We start from the raw sequence: 17,447 nt of genomic DNA, 5'->3' as shown, positions 1-17,447 counted from the left end.
TAATGAAAAAGATAGTACTTTACGGCGGTCAGTTTAACCCTATCCATACTGCACATATGATAGTAGCTAGCGAAGTATTTCATGAATTACAGCCGGATGAATTTTATTTTTTACCTAGTTTTATGTCTCCATTGAAAAAGCACCATGATTTTATAGACGTTCAGCACAGATTAACAATGATACAGATGATTATCGACGAGCTTGGTTTTGGAGATATTTGCGACGATGAAATTAAACGTGGTGGTCAAAGTTATACCTATGACACAATCAAGGCATTCAAGGAGCAACACAAAGACAGTGAGTTGTACTTTGTTATTGGGACAGATCAGTATAACCAACTAGAGAAATGGTATCAAATTGAATGCTTAAAAGAAATGGTTACTTTTGTAGTTGTAAATCGAGACAAAAATAGTCAAAATGTTAATAATGCTATGATTGCAATTCAGATACCTAGGGTAGATATAAGTTCGACAATGATTCGACAAAGAGTTAGTGAAGGGAAATCTATCCAAGTTCTTGTTCCTAAATCCGTTGAAAACTATATTAAGGGGGAAGGATTATATGAACATTGAAAAAGCAAAACGGCTTGCAAAAGAGAAACTGCCAGAGAAACGTTATAATCATTCTTTAAGAGTTGCAGAAACAGCGATTAAATTAGCAGAAATTTATGATGGAGACACTAGTAAAGTAGAATTAGCAGGTGTATTACATGATTTCTGTAAATATGATGATTTAGGTAAAATGTATCAAATTGTTCGACAATACGAATTAGGTAATGATCTACTGAGTTATGGTAGTGAAATATTGCATGGTCCTGTGTGTGCAGCAATCATGGAACATGAATATGGTATCAATGATGAGGAAGTATTAATGGCTATCAAATATCATACTACTGGACGTCAACAAATGACAAAAACTGAAAAACTGATTTTTATTGCAGATTACATCGAACCTGGAAGAACAATCCCAGGAGTTGATGATATTCGAGATATGGCATACAATCAAGGTAGTTTAGATAAGACAATTTATGAAATTTCTAAACGCACAGTACTATTTTTAATACAGAAAGATATTACGGTATATAATAAGACGATTGACTGTTTAAATTATTATAACTATAGTGACGAAAGAATAAAGGATGATTAAATGAATTCACAAGAATTATTAGCAATTGCTGTGGATGCAATTGACAATAAAAAAGGCGAAGATACGATTTCTTTAGAAATGAAAGGTATCAGCGATATGACAGATTATTTTGTTGTAACGCACGGAAATAATGAAAGACAAGTTCAAGCGATTGCTAGAGCGGTGAAAGAAGTAGCCAATGAACAAAATATAGAAGTAAAACGTATGGAAGGATACAATGAAGCGCGTTGGATATTAATTGACTTAGCTGATGTTGTGGTACATGTTTTCCATAAAGACGAAAGAAATTATTATAATATTGAAAAGTTATATCAAGATGCACCATTAGAATCATATGGTCAGGTTGCGTATTAATTATGTCGCAATATGCAGAAATGAGCCTAGTGTACGATCAATTGACTCAAGATCAACCATATGAAAAATGGTTTGAAATTGTAAAAAATCACTGCAAAGATGAATCAAATATTTTAGATATTGGTTGCGGTACTGGTAGTTTAACAGTTCAACTAGAAGCTTTAGGTAATGTTACTGGTATGGATTTAAGTGTTGATATGTTGACTGTTGCAGCTCAAAAATCAGCAAATGTAAATTGGCTTGAAGGAGATATGACATCTTTTGATTTGCAACAACAATTTGATATCATCACTATTTTTTGTGACTCTCTAAATTATTTGCAAGATGAAACTGCAGTTATTGAAACATTCATCAATGTTTATCATCATCTGACTGATTCAGGTGTATTTATTTTTGATGTACATACTGTTTATAAAATGATGACTTTGTTTAATAATCAAAGTTATATTGATGATAAAGGGGACATTTTTTTAGCATGGGATGCTGTGCAAGGAGATTTACCTTTAAGTGTTTATCATGATATGACATTTTTCATTCGACATGAAGATGAAACATATTCAAGATTTGATGAGTCTCATTTTCAGAGAACATTTGATGAAAAGACATATTTGTCTTGGTTAGCTCAAGTTGGTTTTAAACATGTTGAAACATTTACTGATTTTAATATAGATGAACATAATGAAGATGCAGAAAGATTGTTTTTCATTGCGAAAAAATAAAAGTAAAACCACTCGCTCAGACGTGTATAAAGTTGAGGAGTGGTTTTATTGTATCAATTTTTATTACGCTATAAAGATTTTTTAACTCAATGCAAGTTATATATTATAAGTGCTGTTGTTTTAATTATGGTATTAATTGGTTTTATATTCTGGAGACAAGATGATTATACTACAAGAAATTTTGAAAATAAAGATACTGCTCTGAAACAAAGCACTAGTGAAATTAGTAGTTTGTCCAAATTAGAAGATGTCCAGGTCAAAGATGGAGATAATTCCAAAAATAAAGGTCCTGTATATGTCGATGTAAAAGGTGCTGTTAAACATCCTAATGTTTATAAAATGACATCTAAGGATAGAGTAGTTGATTTACTTGATAAAGCACAATTATTGGATGATGCAGATGTAAGTCAAATTAATTTGTCTGAAAAATTAACAGATCAAAAAATGATTTTCATTCCTCATAAAGGACAAAAGAATGTTGAACCACAAATTGGAGTAAACAGTGTGCACGTAAAAAATGGGAACACAAATAATACTAAAGTAAATTTAAATACGGCATCTGTATCAGAATTGATGTCTGTTCCTGGAGTTGGGCAAGCTAAAGCTAATGCAATTGTTGAATATCGCAACCAACAAGGTGCATTTCAAGAAATTGACGATTTGAAAAAAGTAAAAGGTTTTGGAAGTAAAACTTTTGATAAACTGAAATCTTATTTCACGACATAATGGATTATTTTAATTGCAAATTTTATTTTTTGTGATTAATCTTATATTATTAGAAAATGTTACTAAATTTTAAGTATGGAAGGTGAACATCTTGGAAAGAATCAAATGGGAAGAATATTTTATGGCACAAAGTCATTTGCTAGCATTACGTTCAACTTGTCAAAGATTATCTGTAGGTGCAACGATTGTTAAGGATAATCGTATTATTGCTGGTGGTTATAATGGCTCTGTAGCTGGCGAGGTGCATTGTATAGATGAAGGATGTTTAATTGAAGATGGACATTGTATCAGAACGATACATGCAGAAATGAATGCTTTATTACAATGTGCAAAACAAGGTGTATCTACTGAAGGTGCAACAATCTATGTTACTCATTTTCCATGCCTAAATTGTACAAAGTCAATTATTCAAGCAGGTATAAAGCGTATCTACTATGCAGAAGATTATCATAACCATGAATATGCAACTAAATTACTCAAACAATCTGGTATTGAATTTAAAAAAATTCCATTTTCACCAGAATATGTTGCTAAATATCTGACTAAAGGTTAATGTTTTGCTGTATGTCGCATTATCAATGATTGTAGGAGTGCTTTGGAATTCTAGCAAAGTGCTCTCTACATTTCTTTTCATTTTACTTTTGTATATTGCTTATCGTAAAAATAAAATCGTTTATGCCCCTATTTCTCTCTTTTTAATCATTTTCTCCTCATGGTATTTACATTATTCACAACAAGCAATATTTAATTATATCAATTATATTGAACGTAATTCTCAGTTTAATGAGCGTGCTCAAGTAATCCAAATTCAACGTCAAGGTAGTGACACATATAAAGGTAGGTTGAGTTTAAAAAATGAAATATATCCTTTCTTTTTAACAAATAAAAAGAATTTTGATTTAAAGAAAATTGAAAGTCGTAATTGTATTGTTAAAGGACAATTCAAAGTTAATGACAATAAGTTTGTAACTCTTAAATTACAGAGTATAGTTGTACAAAGCTGCCTAGAATCGAACCGGTCTAATTTAATTGAGAAACATAAACAGTTTATAATGAATCGAATTTATGATTCGGGTATTAAGTTTCCGGATCGTATTATGGCATTGATTACTGGTGACGTAAAAGAAATTAATGAGCAATTTAAGGAACGTGTTAAAGAGATAGGTATATATCATTTGCTGGCAGTTAGTGGCTCGCATATAGCTGCAATTGTATTCTTAATTTACCAACCTTTAAAACGATTAAATTTACCTTTATTTGTCATTAAAGGAATTACAATCATTGTATTAGCTTTATTTGCTCAATATACAAATTATGCACCTAGTGCTGTAAGAGCTATAATAATGACAACTCTTGTACTGCTTATTACTAAGCAAATTAAAATAAAGGGTATTCATCTATTAGCATTTGCATTTATAATTATGTTTATTTTAAATCCACTAGTTGTTTATGATATTGGATTTCAATTTTCATTCATCATTTCATTTTTTATTATGCTACTTTTTCCTTTTTTACAGCAATTGTCAAAGTTACAATCATTATTCATAATTACGTTTATTGCACAATTAGCTTCATTTATCGTTGCCATTCCAAACTTTCATCAAATTCAATGGGTGGGATTTTTATCTAATTTGATTTTTGTACCGTACTATTCGTTTATATTGTTTTCGCTATCTATTTTATTCTTTATTACAAGTCATTTTATTGTGGGATTAACGCCGCTAAATTACTTGGTTGACCTAAGTTTTAATTTTCATGACTGGTTACTAGACCTATTCATAAGAATCAAGCAATCACATTTTTCTGTTCCCAAGTTTAATGATTGGATATTTATAATATTTATAATTTCTGTTTATTACATATTTTGGTTATTGGCTAAACGTAAATATATATTGGTTACGTTTTGGACTATAATTATTCTGACATTATTAATAACGTTTCCAACAAATTCACATCACAAAATTACAATGTTAAATGTGGGGCAGGGAGACAGTATTTTATATGAAGGTGGTAAGAACCAAAATGTCTTGATTGATACAGGTGGGAAAGTGATTGATGATACTAAACAACCTAGTTATTCAATTTCTAAATATCATATTTTACCAACGCTAAATGAAAGAGGGATAAATGAACTAGAGTATCTAATTTTAACACATCCACACAATGACCATATTGGTGAAGTGGAATATATTATTAGTCATATTAAAATTAAACATATAGTGATATACAATAAGGGATATAGTAGTAATACATTGATGTTATTATCGAAATTAAGCCATAAGTATAACATTAAACTTATGGATGTAAGACAAGTTAGTAGTTTTAAACTTGGAGATAGTAGTTTTCTATTTTTTGATAGTTTTATTCCAAATAGCCGAGATAAAAATGAATATTCGATTATTACTATGATTACATATCAAAATAAAAAAGTTTTATTAATGGGCGATGCTAGTAAAAATAATGAATCTTTACTACTAAAAAAATATAACTTGCCGGAGATTGATGTTTTAAAAGTAGGACATCATGGGAGCAAGACAAGTAGTTCTAAAGAATTTATAGAGATGATTAAGCCTAAAATAAGTTTGATTTCTTCTGGAAAGAACAATATGTATCATCTTCCTAACATAGAAGTTGTTAAACGATTGCAAAGGATTCGCAGTCGCATTTACAATAGTCAACAAAACGGTCAAGTTACAATTGACTTAGATGATAATTTAAAAGTTGATTCAAACTCTTATGGAAATGCAAGTGGTTTATAGATACAGAAACATGATATAATCTATTGATGTGTCAAACGAATGAAAGGGTGTAATGAATGAGCGACAATATTGTAGCTATTTATGGAGATGTGCCTGAATTGGTTGAAAAACAAAGTGCAGAAATCATATCACAATTTTTGAAAAGTGATAGAGATGACTTTAACTTTGTGAAATATAATTTATACGAAACAGAGATTGCACCAATTGTTGAAGAAACATTAACATTGCCTTTCTTTTCAGATAAAAAAGCAATTTTGGTTAAAAATGCATATATATTTACAGGTGAAAAATCGCCAAAAGATATGGCTCACAATGTAGATCAATTAATAGAATTTATTGAAAAATATGATGGCGAAAATTTGATTGTCTTTGAGATATATCAAAATAAACTTGATGAAAGAAAAAAGTTAACTAAAACTCTAAAAAAGCATGCAAGGCTTAAAAAAATAGAGCAAATGTCTGAAGAAGAAATAAAAAAATGGATTCAAAGTAAATTAAATGAGAATTTCAAAGATATCAAAAGAGATGCATTAGATTTATTTATTGAGTTGACAGGTATTAACTTTAATATTGTCTCACAAGAGATAGAAAAGTTGATTTTATTTTTAGGCGATAGACCAACAATCAATAAGCAGGATGTTAACCAAATTATTAATAGAAGTTTAGAGCAAAATGTATTTTTACTGACTGAATACATTCAGAAAAGAAAGAAAGAACAAGCAATTCATTTAGTAAAAGATTTAATAACTATGAAAGAAGAACCTATTAAATTACTTGCACTAATTACAAGTAATTACCGATTATTTTATCAATGTAAGATTCTGAGTCAAAAAGGATATAGTGGACAGCAAATTGCTAAAACAATAGGCGTACATCCATACAGAGTAAAATTAGCGTTAGGACAAGTAAGACATTATCAACTTGATGAATTATTGAATATTATAGATGCTTGTGCGGAAACTGATTATAAACTTAAATCATCATATATGGATAAACAGTTAATACTGGAATTATTCATTCTATCTTTATAAAAAATAAAAGTTCAAGCATGCGCTTGAACTTTTATTTAAAAAGATTATTTATTTGCAGTCATTAATTGTGATTTAATACGGTCAGCTTTGTTTGAATGTATTAAATTACTTTGAGCAGCTTTGTCTACTAACTTAACTGCTAAGCTTACTAATTCATTTTTATTATCAGCGTTATTTGAAACAGCTGTTTTAGCGTTTTTAACTGCTGTACGCATTGCACTCTTTTGTGAAATGTTGCGTGCTTCAGCTTTTTCAGTTGTTTTTACACGTTTAATTGCAGATTTGATATTTGCCATTTCTGTCACCTCCTAAAAGTGAGTTCATCTTATCAAAATTTTATTTGATTACAACAAGAAATATTTTAACAAAAGTCTAACCGTTGTGCAATCATTTATTTGATGGGGTTAGCTTAAAATTTTGCAGATTTAATAAATTGTGTTGGAAACACAATCAATACGTTTTATAATTATAAGTACGTAATTAACATATTAACATATCGCAAGTATGTATTTAAATAAAGATTGTTATAATTTCAAAGTTCATCCAAGATTATGGCGTTTGCATTTACCTATTAAAAACGTTATTATATCAAAGATGCGAAAGATAATACGGGTTTATTTTATGAAAGTGAGAAGGATAAAATGGATAATGAGCAACGCTTAAAAAGAAGAGAGAATATAAGGAATTTCTCGATTATAGCACATATTGACCACGGAAAATCTACATTGGCTGATAGAATTTTAGAAAATACCAAATCAGTTGAAACAAGAGACATGCAAGATCAGTTACTAGATTCAATGGATTTAGAAAGAGAACGTGGTATTACAATCAAATTAAACGCAGTACGTTTAAAGTACGAAGCTAAAGATGGAAATACTTATACATTCCATTTAATCGATACGCCTGGACACGTCGATTTTACATATGAAGTGTCACGTTCTTTGGCAGCTTGTGAGGGCGCGATTTTAGTAGTAGATGCGGCTCAAGGTATCGAAGCACAAACATTAGCAAATGTTTATTTGGCATTAGATAATGAGTTAGAATTATTGCCTGTTATTAACAAAATTGATTTACCTGCTGCAGAACCTGAACGCGTGAAACAAGAAATTGAAGATATGATAGGTTTAGACCAAGATGATGTTGTTTTAGCAAGTGCTAAATCTAACATTGGAATTGAAGAGATACTTGAGAAAATAGTTGAAGTTGTGCCAGCTCCAGATGGTGACCCAGAAGCACCACTAAAAGCGTTAATTTTTGATTCTGAGTATGATCCATATAGAGGGGTAATTTCATCGATAAGAATTGTAGACGGTGTTGTTAAAGCCGGAGATAAAATTCGAATGATGGCCACTGGTAAAGAGTTCGAAGTAACAGAAGTTGGAATTAATACACCTAAGCAGCTTCCAGTTGATGAATTAACAGTTGGTGATGTTGGTTATATTATTGCAAGTATTAAAAATGTTGATGATTCTAGGGTTGGTGACACAATCACATTAGCTAGTAGACCTGCATCAGAACCATTGCAAGGTTATAAGAAAATGAATCCAATGGTATATTGTGGACTGTTCCCGATAGATAACAAAAATTATAATGATTTAAGAGAAGCATTAGAAAAATTACAATTGAATGATGCATCATTAGAATTCGAGCCTGAATCATCACAAGCATTAGGTTTTGGTTATAGAACTGGTTTCTTAGGTATGTTACACATGGAAATAATTCAAGAAAGAATTGAAAGAGAATTTGGCATTGAATTAATTGCAACCGCACCATCTGTAATTTATCAATGTATTTTAAGGGACGGTTCAGAAGTGACGGTTGATAACCCAGCACAAATGCCAGATCGTGATAAAATTGATAAAATATTTGAGCCATATGTTCGTGCAACTATGATGGTTCCAAATGACTATGTAGGTGCAGTAATGGAATTATGTCAACGTAAACGTGGACAATTTATAAATATGGACTATTTAGATGATATTCGTGTAAATATTGTTTATGAATTACCTTTAGCTGAAGTTGTATTTGATTTCTTCGATCAACTTAAATCTAATACCAAAGGATATGCATCATTTGATTATGAGTTCATCGAAAATAAAGAAAGTAATTTAGTGAAGATGGATATTTTATTAAATGGTGATAAAGTGGATGCTCTAAGCTTCATAGTTCATAGAGATTTTGCATATGAACGTGGTAAAGCATTAGTTGAAAAACTTAAAACGTTAATTCCAAGACAGCAATTTGAAGTACCTGTACAGGCTGCAATAGGACAAAAAATTGTAGCACGTACAAATATTAAATCAATGGGTAAAAATGTTTTAGCTAAATGTTATGGCGGTGACATAAGCCGTAAACGTAAATTACTTGAAAAACAAAAAGCAGGTAAAGCTAAGATGAAAGCAGTTGGTAATGTTGAAATTCCACAGGATGCTTTCTTGGCTGTATTGAAAATGGATGACGAATAATTTTTAAAAAATTAATTAACAATTAACAATTAACAATGAATAAAGTTTAATAACTAAAAAGCGGGAGCCTAGGATAAATTAACGTCCTGGGCTTTACAATGTTATATTGGCAGTCATCGACAGAGTTAAAATGAGCTTATAACAATGGGGCCCCAACATAGAAGCTGACGAAAAGTCAGCTTACAATAATGTGCAAGTTGGGGTGGGACGACGAAATAAATTTTGCGAAAATATCATTTCTGTCCCACTCCCTTATGCATGAGTTTAACTCATGTAATTCTATTTTTAAGTACATATTACCTCTGGCTAATGTGTAAGAGCCACTACATAATAAATCATTAGTGGTTCTTTATTATTTCTATCTCACTCTCTCTTAACATTTATAAATATTAAAATGAATCGATATATTAGACAATCATTGATTAAACGTTAAAGTTAAAAGTAAGAATAATTGCAGATAGTCCAACAGGATATAGCCGATTGGATAAAAAGTCTGAGAAGCGGGGCATTAAAATGACGGTACAAAGTGCATATATACATATTCCATTTTGTGTAAGAATATGTACATATTGTGATTTCAATAAATATTTTATACAGAATCAACCTGTAGATGAGTACTTAGATGCACTAATCACAGAAATGTCTACAGCAAAATATAGGATCTTAAAGACCATGTATGTAGGTGGCGGCACACCAACGGCCCTTTCTATTAATCAGTTGGAAAGATTACTTAAAGCAATACGTGATACGTTTACAATCACAGGCGAGTATACATTTGAAGCAAATCCTGATGAGTTAACTAAAGAGAAAGTCCAACTATTAGAGAAATATGGAGTAAACAGAATTTCAATGGGCGTTCAAACATTCAAGCCGGAGTTATTGTCTGTTTTAGGTAGAACGCACAATACTGAAGATATTTACACTTCGGTGTTAAATGCTAAAAACGCAGGTATTAAATCAATCAGTTTAGATTTAATGTATCATTTACCGAAACAGACGATTGAAGATTTTGAACAAAGTTTAGATCTAGCTTTAGATATGGATATTCAACATATTTCGAGTTACGGCTTAATACTTGAACCTAAAACCCAATTTTATAATATGTATAGAAAAGGCTTGCTCAAACTTCCTAATGAGGATTTAGGTGCTGACATGTATCAGTTGCTGATGTCTAAGATAGAACAATCTCCTTTCCATCAATACGAAATATCTAATTTTGCATTAGATGGCCATGAATCAGAACATAATAAGGTTTATTGGTTTAATGAGGAATATTATGGATTTGGAGCAGGTGCAAGTGGTTATGTAGATGGTGTTCGTTATACGAATATCAATCCAGTGAATCATTATATCAAAGCTATAAATAAAGAAAGTAAAGCAATTTTAGTATCAAATAAACCTTCTTTGACTGAGAGAATGGAAGAAGAAATGTTTCTTGGGTTGCGTTTAAATGAAGGTGTGAGTAGTAGAAGGTTCAAAAAGAAGTTTGACCAATCTATTGAAAGTGTCTTTGGTCAAACAATAAATAATTTAAAAGAGAAGAAATTAATTGTAGAAAAGAACGATGCGATTGCACTTACAAATCGAGGGAAAGTCATTGGTAATGAGGTTTTTGAAGCTTTCCTAATAAATGATTAAAAAAAATTGAAATTTCGAGCCTTTAACATTGACTTACTTTGACCAATTTGATAAATTATAATTAGCACTTGAGATAAGTGAGTGCTAATGAGGTGAAAACATGATTACAGATAGGCAATTGAGTATATTAAACGCAATTGTTGAGGATTATGTTGATTTTGGACAACCCGTTGGTTCTAAAACACTAATTGAGCGACATAACTTGAATGTTAGTCCTGCTACAATTAGAAATGAGATGAAACAGCTTGAAGATTTAAACTATATCGAAAAGACACATAGTTCTTCAGGGCGTTCGCCATCGCAATTAGGTTTTAGGTATTATGTCAATCGTTTACTTGAACAAACATCTCATCAAAAAACAAATAAATTAAGACGATTAAATCAATTGTTAGTTGAGAATCAATATGATGTATCATCAGCATTGACATATTTTGCAGATGAATTATCAAATATATCTCAATATACAACTTTAGTTGTTCATCCTAATCATAAACAAGATATTATCAATAATGTACATTTGATTCGTGCTAATCCTAATTTAGTTATAATGGTTATCGTATTTTCATCAGGTCATGTTGAGCATGTACATCTTGCTTCAGACATACCGTTTAGTAATGATAAACTAAATACAATATCAAATTTTGTTACTAACAAACTAACTGAGTTTAATCAGAATTTACAAGATGATATTGTCTCTTTTGTTCAATCAGAGCAGGAAGAAATATTTATCAATAAATTGATAAATACGATGAATAATCATATTTCTAATCAAAGTAATAGCATTTATATGGGTGGAAAGGTTAAACTTATTGATGCATTGAATGAAAGTAATGTATCTTCAATTCAGCCCATTCTACAATATATAGAATCAAATAGAATTGCAGAATTATTACAAGATATATCTTCACCAAATATTAATGTAAAAATTGGTAATGAAATTGATGACAGCTTAAGTGATATTTCAATTGTAACAAGTCAATATCATTTTGATGAAACGTTAAAAGGTCAAATCGCTGTGATTGGACCTACAGCTATGCATTATCAAAATGTCATTCAATTATTAAATAGAATTTGGTAATGATGGATTAGAAAGTATTGGAGGACAGAAAATGACAAATAAAGACGAATCAGTTGAAAAAAACACTGAATCAACAGTTGAAGAAACAAACGTCAAACAAAATATTGATGATTCAGTTGAACAAACTGAAGAAAGTAAAGGTCATTTACAAGATGAAGCAATAGAAGAAACGTCTGACGAGAATGTTATTGAAGAAATAGATCCAAAAGATCAAAAAATTAATGAACTTCAACAATTAGCAGATGAAAACGAAGAGAAATATTTAAGGCTCTACGCTGAGTTTGAAAATTATAAGCGTAGAATTCAAAAAGAAAATGAAATAAATAAAACATATCAAGCACAACGTGTGTTAACAGATATTTTACCAGCAATAGACAATATAGAACGTGCACTTCAAATTGAAGGTGATGATGAGACTTTTAAATCTCTTCAAAAAGGTGTACAAATGGTGCATGAAAGTTTGATTAACGCATTAAAAGATAATGGTCTTGAAGTTATTAAAACTGAAGGTGAAGCATTTGATCCAAATATTCACCAAGCTGTAGTTCAAGATGATAACCCTGATTTTGAATCTGGCGAAATCACTCAAGAACTACAAAAAGGATACAAGCTGAAAGATAGAGTATTAAGACCATCAATGGTCAAAGTAAACCAATAACATAAATTTGGCGAAACGACATTGTTTAAAATCAAATTAATTTAATGATTAAATGGAGGAATTTTATTATGAGTAAAATTATTGGTATAGACTTAGGTACAACAAATTCATGTGTAACAGTATTAGAAGGCGATGAGCCAAAAGTAATTCAAAACCCTGAAGGTTCACGTACAACACCATCTGTTGTAGCTTTCAAAAATGGAGAAACTCAAGTTGGTGAAGTAGCTAAACGTCAAGCTATTACAAACCCAAATACTGTTCAATCTATTAAACGTCATATGGGTACTGATTATAAAGTAGATATTGAAGGTAAATCATACACACCACAAGAAATCTCAGCTATGATTTTACAAAACTTAAAAAATACAGCTGAAAGCTATTTAGGTGAGAAAGTTGACAAAGCTGTAATTACAGTACCTGCATACTTTAACGATGCTGAACGTCAAGCAACTAAAGATGCTGGTAAAATTGCTGGTTTAGAAGTTGAGCGTATCATTAATGAACCAACAGCTGCAGCATTAGCATATGGTTTAGACAAAACTGACAAAGATGAAAAAGTTCTTGTTTTTGACTTAGGTGGCGGTACATTTGACGTATCTATCCTAGAATTAGGTGACGGTGTATTCGAAGTACTATCAACAGCCGGTGACAACAAACTTGGCGGTGATGATTTTGACCAAGTAATTATTGACTACCTAGTTGCAGAATTCAAAAAAGAAAATGGCGTAGACTTATCTCAAGATAAAATGGCATTACAACGTTTGAAAGATGCTGCTGAAAAAGCTAAAAAAGACTTATCAGGTGTATCACAAACTCAAATCTCATTACCATTTATCTCAGCTGGTGAAAACGGTCCATTACACTTAGAAGTAAACTTAACTCGTTCTAAATTTGAGGAATTATCAGATTCATTAATTAGAAGAACAATGGAACCTACACGCCAAGCAATGAAAGACGCTGGCTTAACAAACTCAGATATCGATGAAGTTATCTTAGTTGGTGGATCAACTCGTATTCCAGGGGTACAAGAAGCTGTCAAAAAAGAAATCGGTAAAGAACCTAACAAAGGTGTAAACCCAGACGAAGTAGTGGCAATGGGAGCTGCAATCCAAGGTGGCGTTATCACAGGTGACGTTAAAGACGTAGTTTTATTAGACGTAACACCACTATCTTTAGGTATTGAAATTTTAGGTGGACGTATGAATACGTTAATTGAACGTAACACTACGATTCCTACATCTAAATCTCAAATCTATTCAACTGCAGTTGATAATCAACCATCAGTAGATGTACACGTATTACAAGGTGAACGTCCAATGGCTGCGGATAATAAAACACTTGGTAGATTCCAATTGACTGATATTCCACCAGCTGAACGTGGTAAACCTCAAATTGAAGTAACGTTTGATATCGATAAAAACGGTATTGTAAATGTAACTGCAAAAGACTTAGGTACAAATAAAGAACAAAGAATTACAATTCAATCAAGTTCTTCATTATCAGACGAAGAAATCGACCGTATGGTAAAAGATGCTGAAGTTAATGCTGAAGCAGATAAAAAACGTCGTGAAGAAGTAGACTTAAGAAACGAAGCTGACAGCCTAGTATTCCAAGTTGAAAAAACTTTAACTGATTTAGGCGAAAATATCGGTGAAGAAGATAAAAAATCTGCTGAAGAGAAAAAAGACGCTCTTAAAACTGCTTTAGAAGGTCAAGATATAGAAGATATTAAATCTAAAAAAGAAGAACTTGAAAAAGTGATTCAAGAATTATCAGCAAAAGTATATGAGCAAGCGGCTCAACAGCAACAACAAGCACAAGGTGCTAATGCTGGTCAAAACAACGATAGTACTGTAGAAGATGCTGAATTTAAAGAAGTAAAAGACGACGACAAAAAATAATTAAACAATACAATTAGAATGTTGTCATGATCTGAAAAGTCAAAGTCAATAGAACATTGGCTTTGGCTTTTTATTTGGATAGTATGACATATTACGTTAAACTATATGAGTTAATTAAGAAAAGGAGAGATAGCTGTGGCCAAAAGAGACTATTATGAAGTTTTAGGCATTAGTAAAGATGCTTCAAAAGATGAAATCAAAAAAGCGTATCGAAAGCTTTCGAAAAAATATCATCCAGATATTAACAAAGAAGAAGGTGCAGATGAAAAGTTTAAAGAAATTTCTGAAGCCTATGAAGTTTTAAGTGATGATAATAAACGCGCAAGCTATGATCAATTTGGACATGACGGGCCACAAGGTTTTGGTGGACAAGGATTCAATGGCTCTGACTTTGGCGGTTTTAGTGGCTTCGGTGGCGGCGGTTTTGAAGATATCTTTAGCTCTTTCTTCGGTGGCGGCAGACAAAGAGATCCAAATGCACCGCAAAAAGGTGATGATCTTCAGTATACAATGACATTGACATTTGAAGAAGCGGTATTTGGTACAACAAAAGAAATTTCAATCCGTAAAGATGTAACATGCGAAACATGTCATGGTGATGGTGCAAAGCCTGGAACAAGTAAAAAGACTTGTAGTTACTGTAATGGCGCTGGTCATGTAGCTGTAGAACAAAATACAATTTTAGGTAGAGTTCGTACTGAACAAGTTTGTCCTAAATGTAATGGAAGTGGTCAAGAATTTGAAGAAGCTTGTCCAACATGTCACGGAAAAGGTACTGAAAATAAAACAGTTAAATTAGAAGTGAAAGTACCTGAAGGTGTCGACAATGAACAACAAATTAGATTAGCTGGTGAAGGCTCTCCAGGCGTGAATGGAGGACCTGCTGGCGATTTATACGTAGTATTTAGAGTTAAACCATCTGAAACATTTAAACGTGATGGTGATGATATTTATTACAAATTAAATGTTAGCTTCCCACAAGCAGCTTTAGGCGATGAAATAAAAATACCAACATTAAATAATGAAGTTATGTTAACAATCCCTGCTGGTACACAAACAGGTAAGCAATTCCGCTTAAAAGAAAAGGGTATAAAAAATGTTCATGGCTATGGATACGGAGATTTATATGTTGATATTAAAGTAGTAACACCTACTAAATTAACAGATAGACAAAAAGAACTAATGAAAGAATTTGCCCAATTAAATGGTGAAGAAATTAATGAACAACCTTCGAATTTTAAAGATAGAGCAAAAAGATTCTTTAAGGGAGAATAAAGTATGAACTGGACAGAGCTTTCAATTATTATTAATCATGAAGCAGTAGAATTGGCTACCAATATACTTGAAAATCATGGATCAAATGGTGTCGTGATAGAAGATTCAGATGATTTAATTAATCAACCAGAAGATAAATACGGTGAAATTTACGCTTTGAAAAAAGAGGATTATCCAGATAAGGGAGTAAGATTGAAAGCCTATTTTAATGAGATGACTTATGATGATAAGTTGCGACAGCGAATTAAAGATGAGTTATTAAATTTAGATGAACTTGATCAACAAAACGTTCAATTCAGTGAGCAAATCATTGCAGAAACGGATTGGGAAAATGAATGGAAAAACTATTTCCATCCATTCCGAGCGTCGAAGAAGTTCACAATAGTCCCTAGTTGGGAAACATATGCTAAAGAAGCGGATGAAGAGCTTTGCATTGAGCTCGACCCAGGTATGGCTTTTGGAACAGGCGATCATCCGACTACAAGTATGTGTTTGAAGGCAATAGAAACATATGTATTGCCACAGCATTCAGTAATTGATGTTGGTACTGGCTCAGGTATATTAAGTATTGCAAGTCATCTAATCGGTGTAAAACGTATTAAAGCGTTGGATATTGATGAAATGGCAGTGAGTGTAGCTAAAGAAAACTTCAGAAGAAATCATTGTGAAACGTTAATTGAAGCTGTTCCAGGTAACTTATTGAAAGACGAAACAGAAAAATTTGATATTGTAATAGCAAATATTTTAGCGCATATTATTGATGAAATGATTGAAGATGCTTATAATACTCTAAATGAAGGCGGTTATTTTATTACTTCTGGTATTATAAAAGAGAAGTATGAAGGTATACAGTCACATATGGAGCGTGTAGGTTTTAAAATTATTTCAGAACAACATGACAACGGTTGGGTTTGTCTTGTTGGCCAGAAAGTGAGTGAATAATGTGCAACGTTATTTCATAGACCAAAACGCTGATGTAAGTCAGCGTTTTTTTATTACAAAAAAAGAAGATATTCATCATATAACAAATGTAATGAGATATGATGTTGGTAGTAAAATTATTTTAACTTTTAATGATCAAACAGTTTATTTATGTGAAATTGCTGATATAACAAGTGATAAAATTGCAGTTGATTTAAAAGAAAAACAAAATATTAATACAGAATTGCCAGTTGATGTTACGATTTGCAGTGGGCTAATTAAAGCTGACAAATATGAGTGGTTGCTGCAAAAAGCTACTGAATTGGGTGCTTCATCATTTATAGCTGTTAGCATGGAACGCTCAATTGTTAAATTAAACGAGGGGAAAGTTGCCAAAAAGATAGAGCGTTGGCAAAAAATAATTAAAGAAGCTGCTGAACAAAGCTATCGTTTAGTGATTCCATCTATTCAATTCGAGTCGAATTTAAAATTAATTTGTGATACTATTGATAATTATGACTATATTCTTATTGCATATGAAGAGGAAGCAAAAGATGGTGAGTTAAGCAATTTCAAGCAAACTTTACAACAATTCAAGGCTCAGGATAAAGTGTTGATGATTTTTGGTCCTGAGGGTGGTTTGTCAGAAAATGAAATTTCATTATTTAGTAATACTAGTACAGTTGTTGGTCTTGGACCGAGAATTTTACGGGCAGAAACTGCGCCATTGTATGCGTTAAGTGCAATAAGTTATGAAAAAGAATTAATGGGGTGAA

17 protein-coding genes are annotated in these 17,447 nt (G+C 31.7%); 16 read left to right on the top strand and 1 reads right to left on the bottom strand.

Annotated features, from left to right (window positions below; genetic code table 11):
- Positions 1–2 precede the first annotated feature (2 nt).
- From JV528_RS01825 to holA, 8 genes are all read left to right on the top strand, one after another.
- Positions 3–572 carry a nicotinate-nucleotide adenylyltransferase gene (locus tag JV528_RS01825; protein ID WP_204177154.1) on the top strand — a complete coding sequence of 190 codons (570 nt, stop codon included), beginning with the start codon at positions 3–5 and terminating at the stop codon, positions 570–572.
- The gene (gene yqeK / locus JV528_RS01820; RefSeq protein WP_001019324.1) at positions 562–1,146 is read left to right on the top strand and encodes a bis(5'-nucleosyl)-tetraphosphatase (symmetrical) YqeK; all 585 of its coding nucleotides are present in this window, start codon (positions 562–564) and stop codon (positions 1,144–1,146) included. Before JV528_RS01825 ends, yqeK begins: the two co-directional genes overlap by 11 nt.
- A complete protein-coding gene (gene rsfS / locus JV528_RS01815) occupies positions 1,147–1,500 on the top strand; it encodes a ribosome silencing factor (protein WP_001088020.1) in 354 nt (117 codons plus the stop codon).
- 2 nt (positions 1,501–1,502) lie between these two features.
- Positions 1,503–2,219 (top strand): class I SAM-dependent DNA methyltransferase, encoded by a 717-nt coding sequence (locus tag JV528_RS01810; protein WP_000084829.1) that lies wholly within the window; start codon positions 1,503–1,505, stop codon positions 2,217–2,219.
- A gap of 39 nt (positions 2,220–2,258) precedes the next feature.
- The gene (locus JV528_RS01805; RefSeq protein WP_078370367.1) at positions 2,259–2,945 is read left to right on the top strand and encodes a ComEA family DNA-binding protein; all 687 of its coding nucleotides are present in this window, start codon (positions 2,259–2,261) and stop codon (positions 2,943–2,945) included.
- Between the two features lie 91 nt (positions 2,946–3,036).
- Positions 3,037–3,498: a ComE operon protein 2 gene (locus JV528_RS01800; RefSeq protein WP_000439693.1), complete on the top strand. Its 462-nt coding sequence runs from the start codon at positions 3,037–3,039 to the stop codon at positions 3,496–3,498.
- 4 nt (positions 3,499–3,502) lie between these two features.
- Positions 3,503–5,704, top strand: a complete 2,202-nt coding sequence (locus tag JV528_RS01795) for a DNA internalization-related competence protein ComEC/Rec2 (protein WP_204177153.1) — start codon at positions 3,503–3,505, stop codon at positions 5,702–5,704.
- A 56-nt stretch (positions 5,705–5,760) separates the two neighbouring features.
- On the top strand, positions 5,761–6,735 hold the full coding sequence (gene holA, locus JV528_RS01790) for a DNA polymerase III subunit delta (protein ID WP_001282570.1): 975 nt from the start codon (positions 5,761–5,763) through the stop codon (positions 6,733–6,735).
- 44 nt (positions 6,736–6,779) lie between these two features.
- On the opposite strand, the gene rpsT is transcribed toward holA, so the two are convergent.
- Positions 6,780–7,031, bottom strand: coding sequence for a 30S ribosomal protein S20 (rpsT, locus tag JV528_RS01785; RefSeq protein ID WP_001274017.1), 252 nt, complete (start codon positions 7,029–7,031; stop codon positions 6,780–6,782).
- A 345-nt stretch (positions 7,032–7,376) separates the two neighbouring features.
- Here rpsT and lepA point away from each other — a divergent pair, with 345 nt between their 5' ends.
- The 8 genes from lepA to JV528_RS01745 all read left to right on the top strand — a co-directional run bounded on the left by lepA (position 7,377) and on the right by JV528_RS01745 (position 17,446).
- Positions 7,377–9,200, top strand: coding sequence for a translation elongation factor 4 (gene lepA, locus JV528_RS01780; protein WP_000368338.1), 1,824 nt, complete (start codon positions 7,377–7,379; stop codon positions 9,198–9,200).
- Between the two features lie 513 nt (positions 9,201–9,713).
- On the top strand, positions 9,714–10,838 hold the full coding sequence (hemW, locus tag JV528_RS01775; protein WP_000218093.1) for a radical SAM family heme chaperone HemW: 1,125 nt from the start codon (positions 9,714–9,716) through the stop codon (positions 10,836–10,838).
- A 100-nt stretch (positions 10,839–10,938) separates the two neighbouring features.
- Positions 10,939–11,916 carry a heat-inducible transcriptional repressor HrcA gene (hrcA, locus tag JV528_RS01770; RefSeq protein ID WP_000627144.1) on the top strand — a complete coding sequence of 326 codons (978 nt, stop codon included), beginning with the start codon at positions 10,939–10,941 and terminating at the stop codon, positions 11,914–11,916.
- Between the two features lie 31 nt (positions 11,917–11,947).
- Positions 11,948–12,574, top strand: coding sequence for a nucleotide exchange factor GrpE (grpE, locus tag JV528_RS01765; protein WP_000182221.1), 627 nt, complete (start codon positions 11,948–11,950; stop codon positions 12,572–12,574).
- Positions 12,575–12,642: 68 nt separating this feature from the next.
- Positions 12,643–14,475, top strand: a complete 1,833-nt coding sequence (gene dnaK / locus JV528_RS01760) for a molecular chaperone DnaK (RefSeq protein ID WP_204177151.1) — start codon at positions 12,643–12,645, stop codon at positions 14,473–14,475.
- 135 nt (positions 14,476–14,610) lie between these two features.
- The gene (dnaJ, locus tag JV528_RS01755) at positions 14,611–15,750 is read left to right on the top strand and encodes a molecular chaperone DnaJ (RefSeq protein WP_001119021.1); all 1,140 of its coding nucleotides are present in this window, start codon (positions 14,611–14,613) and stop codon (positions 15,748–15,750) included.
- Positions 15,751–15,753: 3 nt separating this feature from the next.
- The gene (gene prmA, locus JV528_RS01750; protein WP_001104616.1) at positions 15,754–16,692 is read left to right on the top strand and encodes a 50S ribosomal protein L11 methyltransferase; all 939 of its coding nucleotides are present in this window, start codon (positions 15,754–15,756) and stop codon (positions 16,690–16,692) included.
- A gap of 1 nt (position 16,693) precedes the next feature.
- A complete protein-coding gene (locus tag JV528_RS01745) occupies positions 16,694–17,446 on the top strand; it encodes a 16S rRNA (uracil(1498)-N(3))-methyltransferase (protein ID WP_001190122.1) in 753 nt (250 codons plus the stop codon).
- Position 17,447 lies beyond the last annotated feature (1 nt).

The sequence above is a fragment of the Staphylococcus sp. GDB20D11A genome (genome assembly GCF_016893255.1).
Taxonomy (GTDB): domain Bacteria; phylum Bacillota; class Bacilli; order Staphylococcales; family Staphylococcaceae; genus Staphylococcus; species Staphylococcus aureus.
Note: the sequence above shows the minus strand (reverse complement) of the source record. Positions and strands in the feature narration are given on the sequence as shown.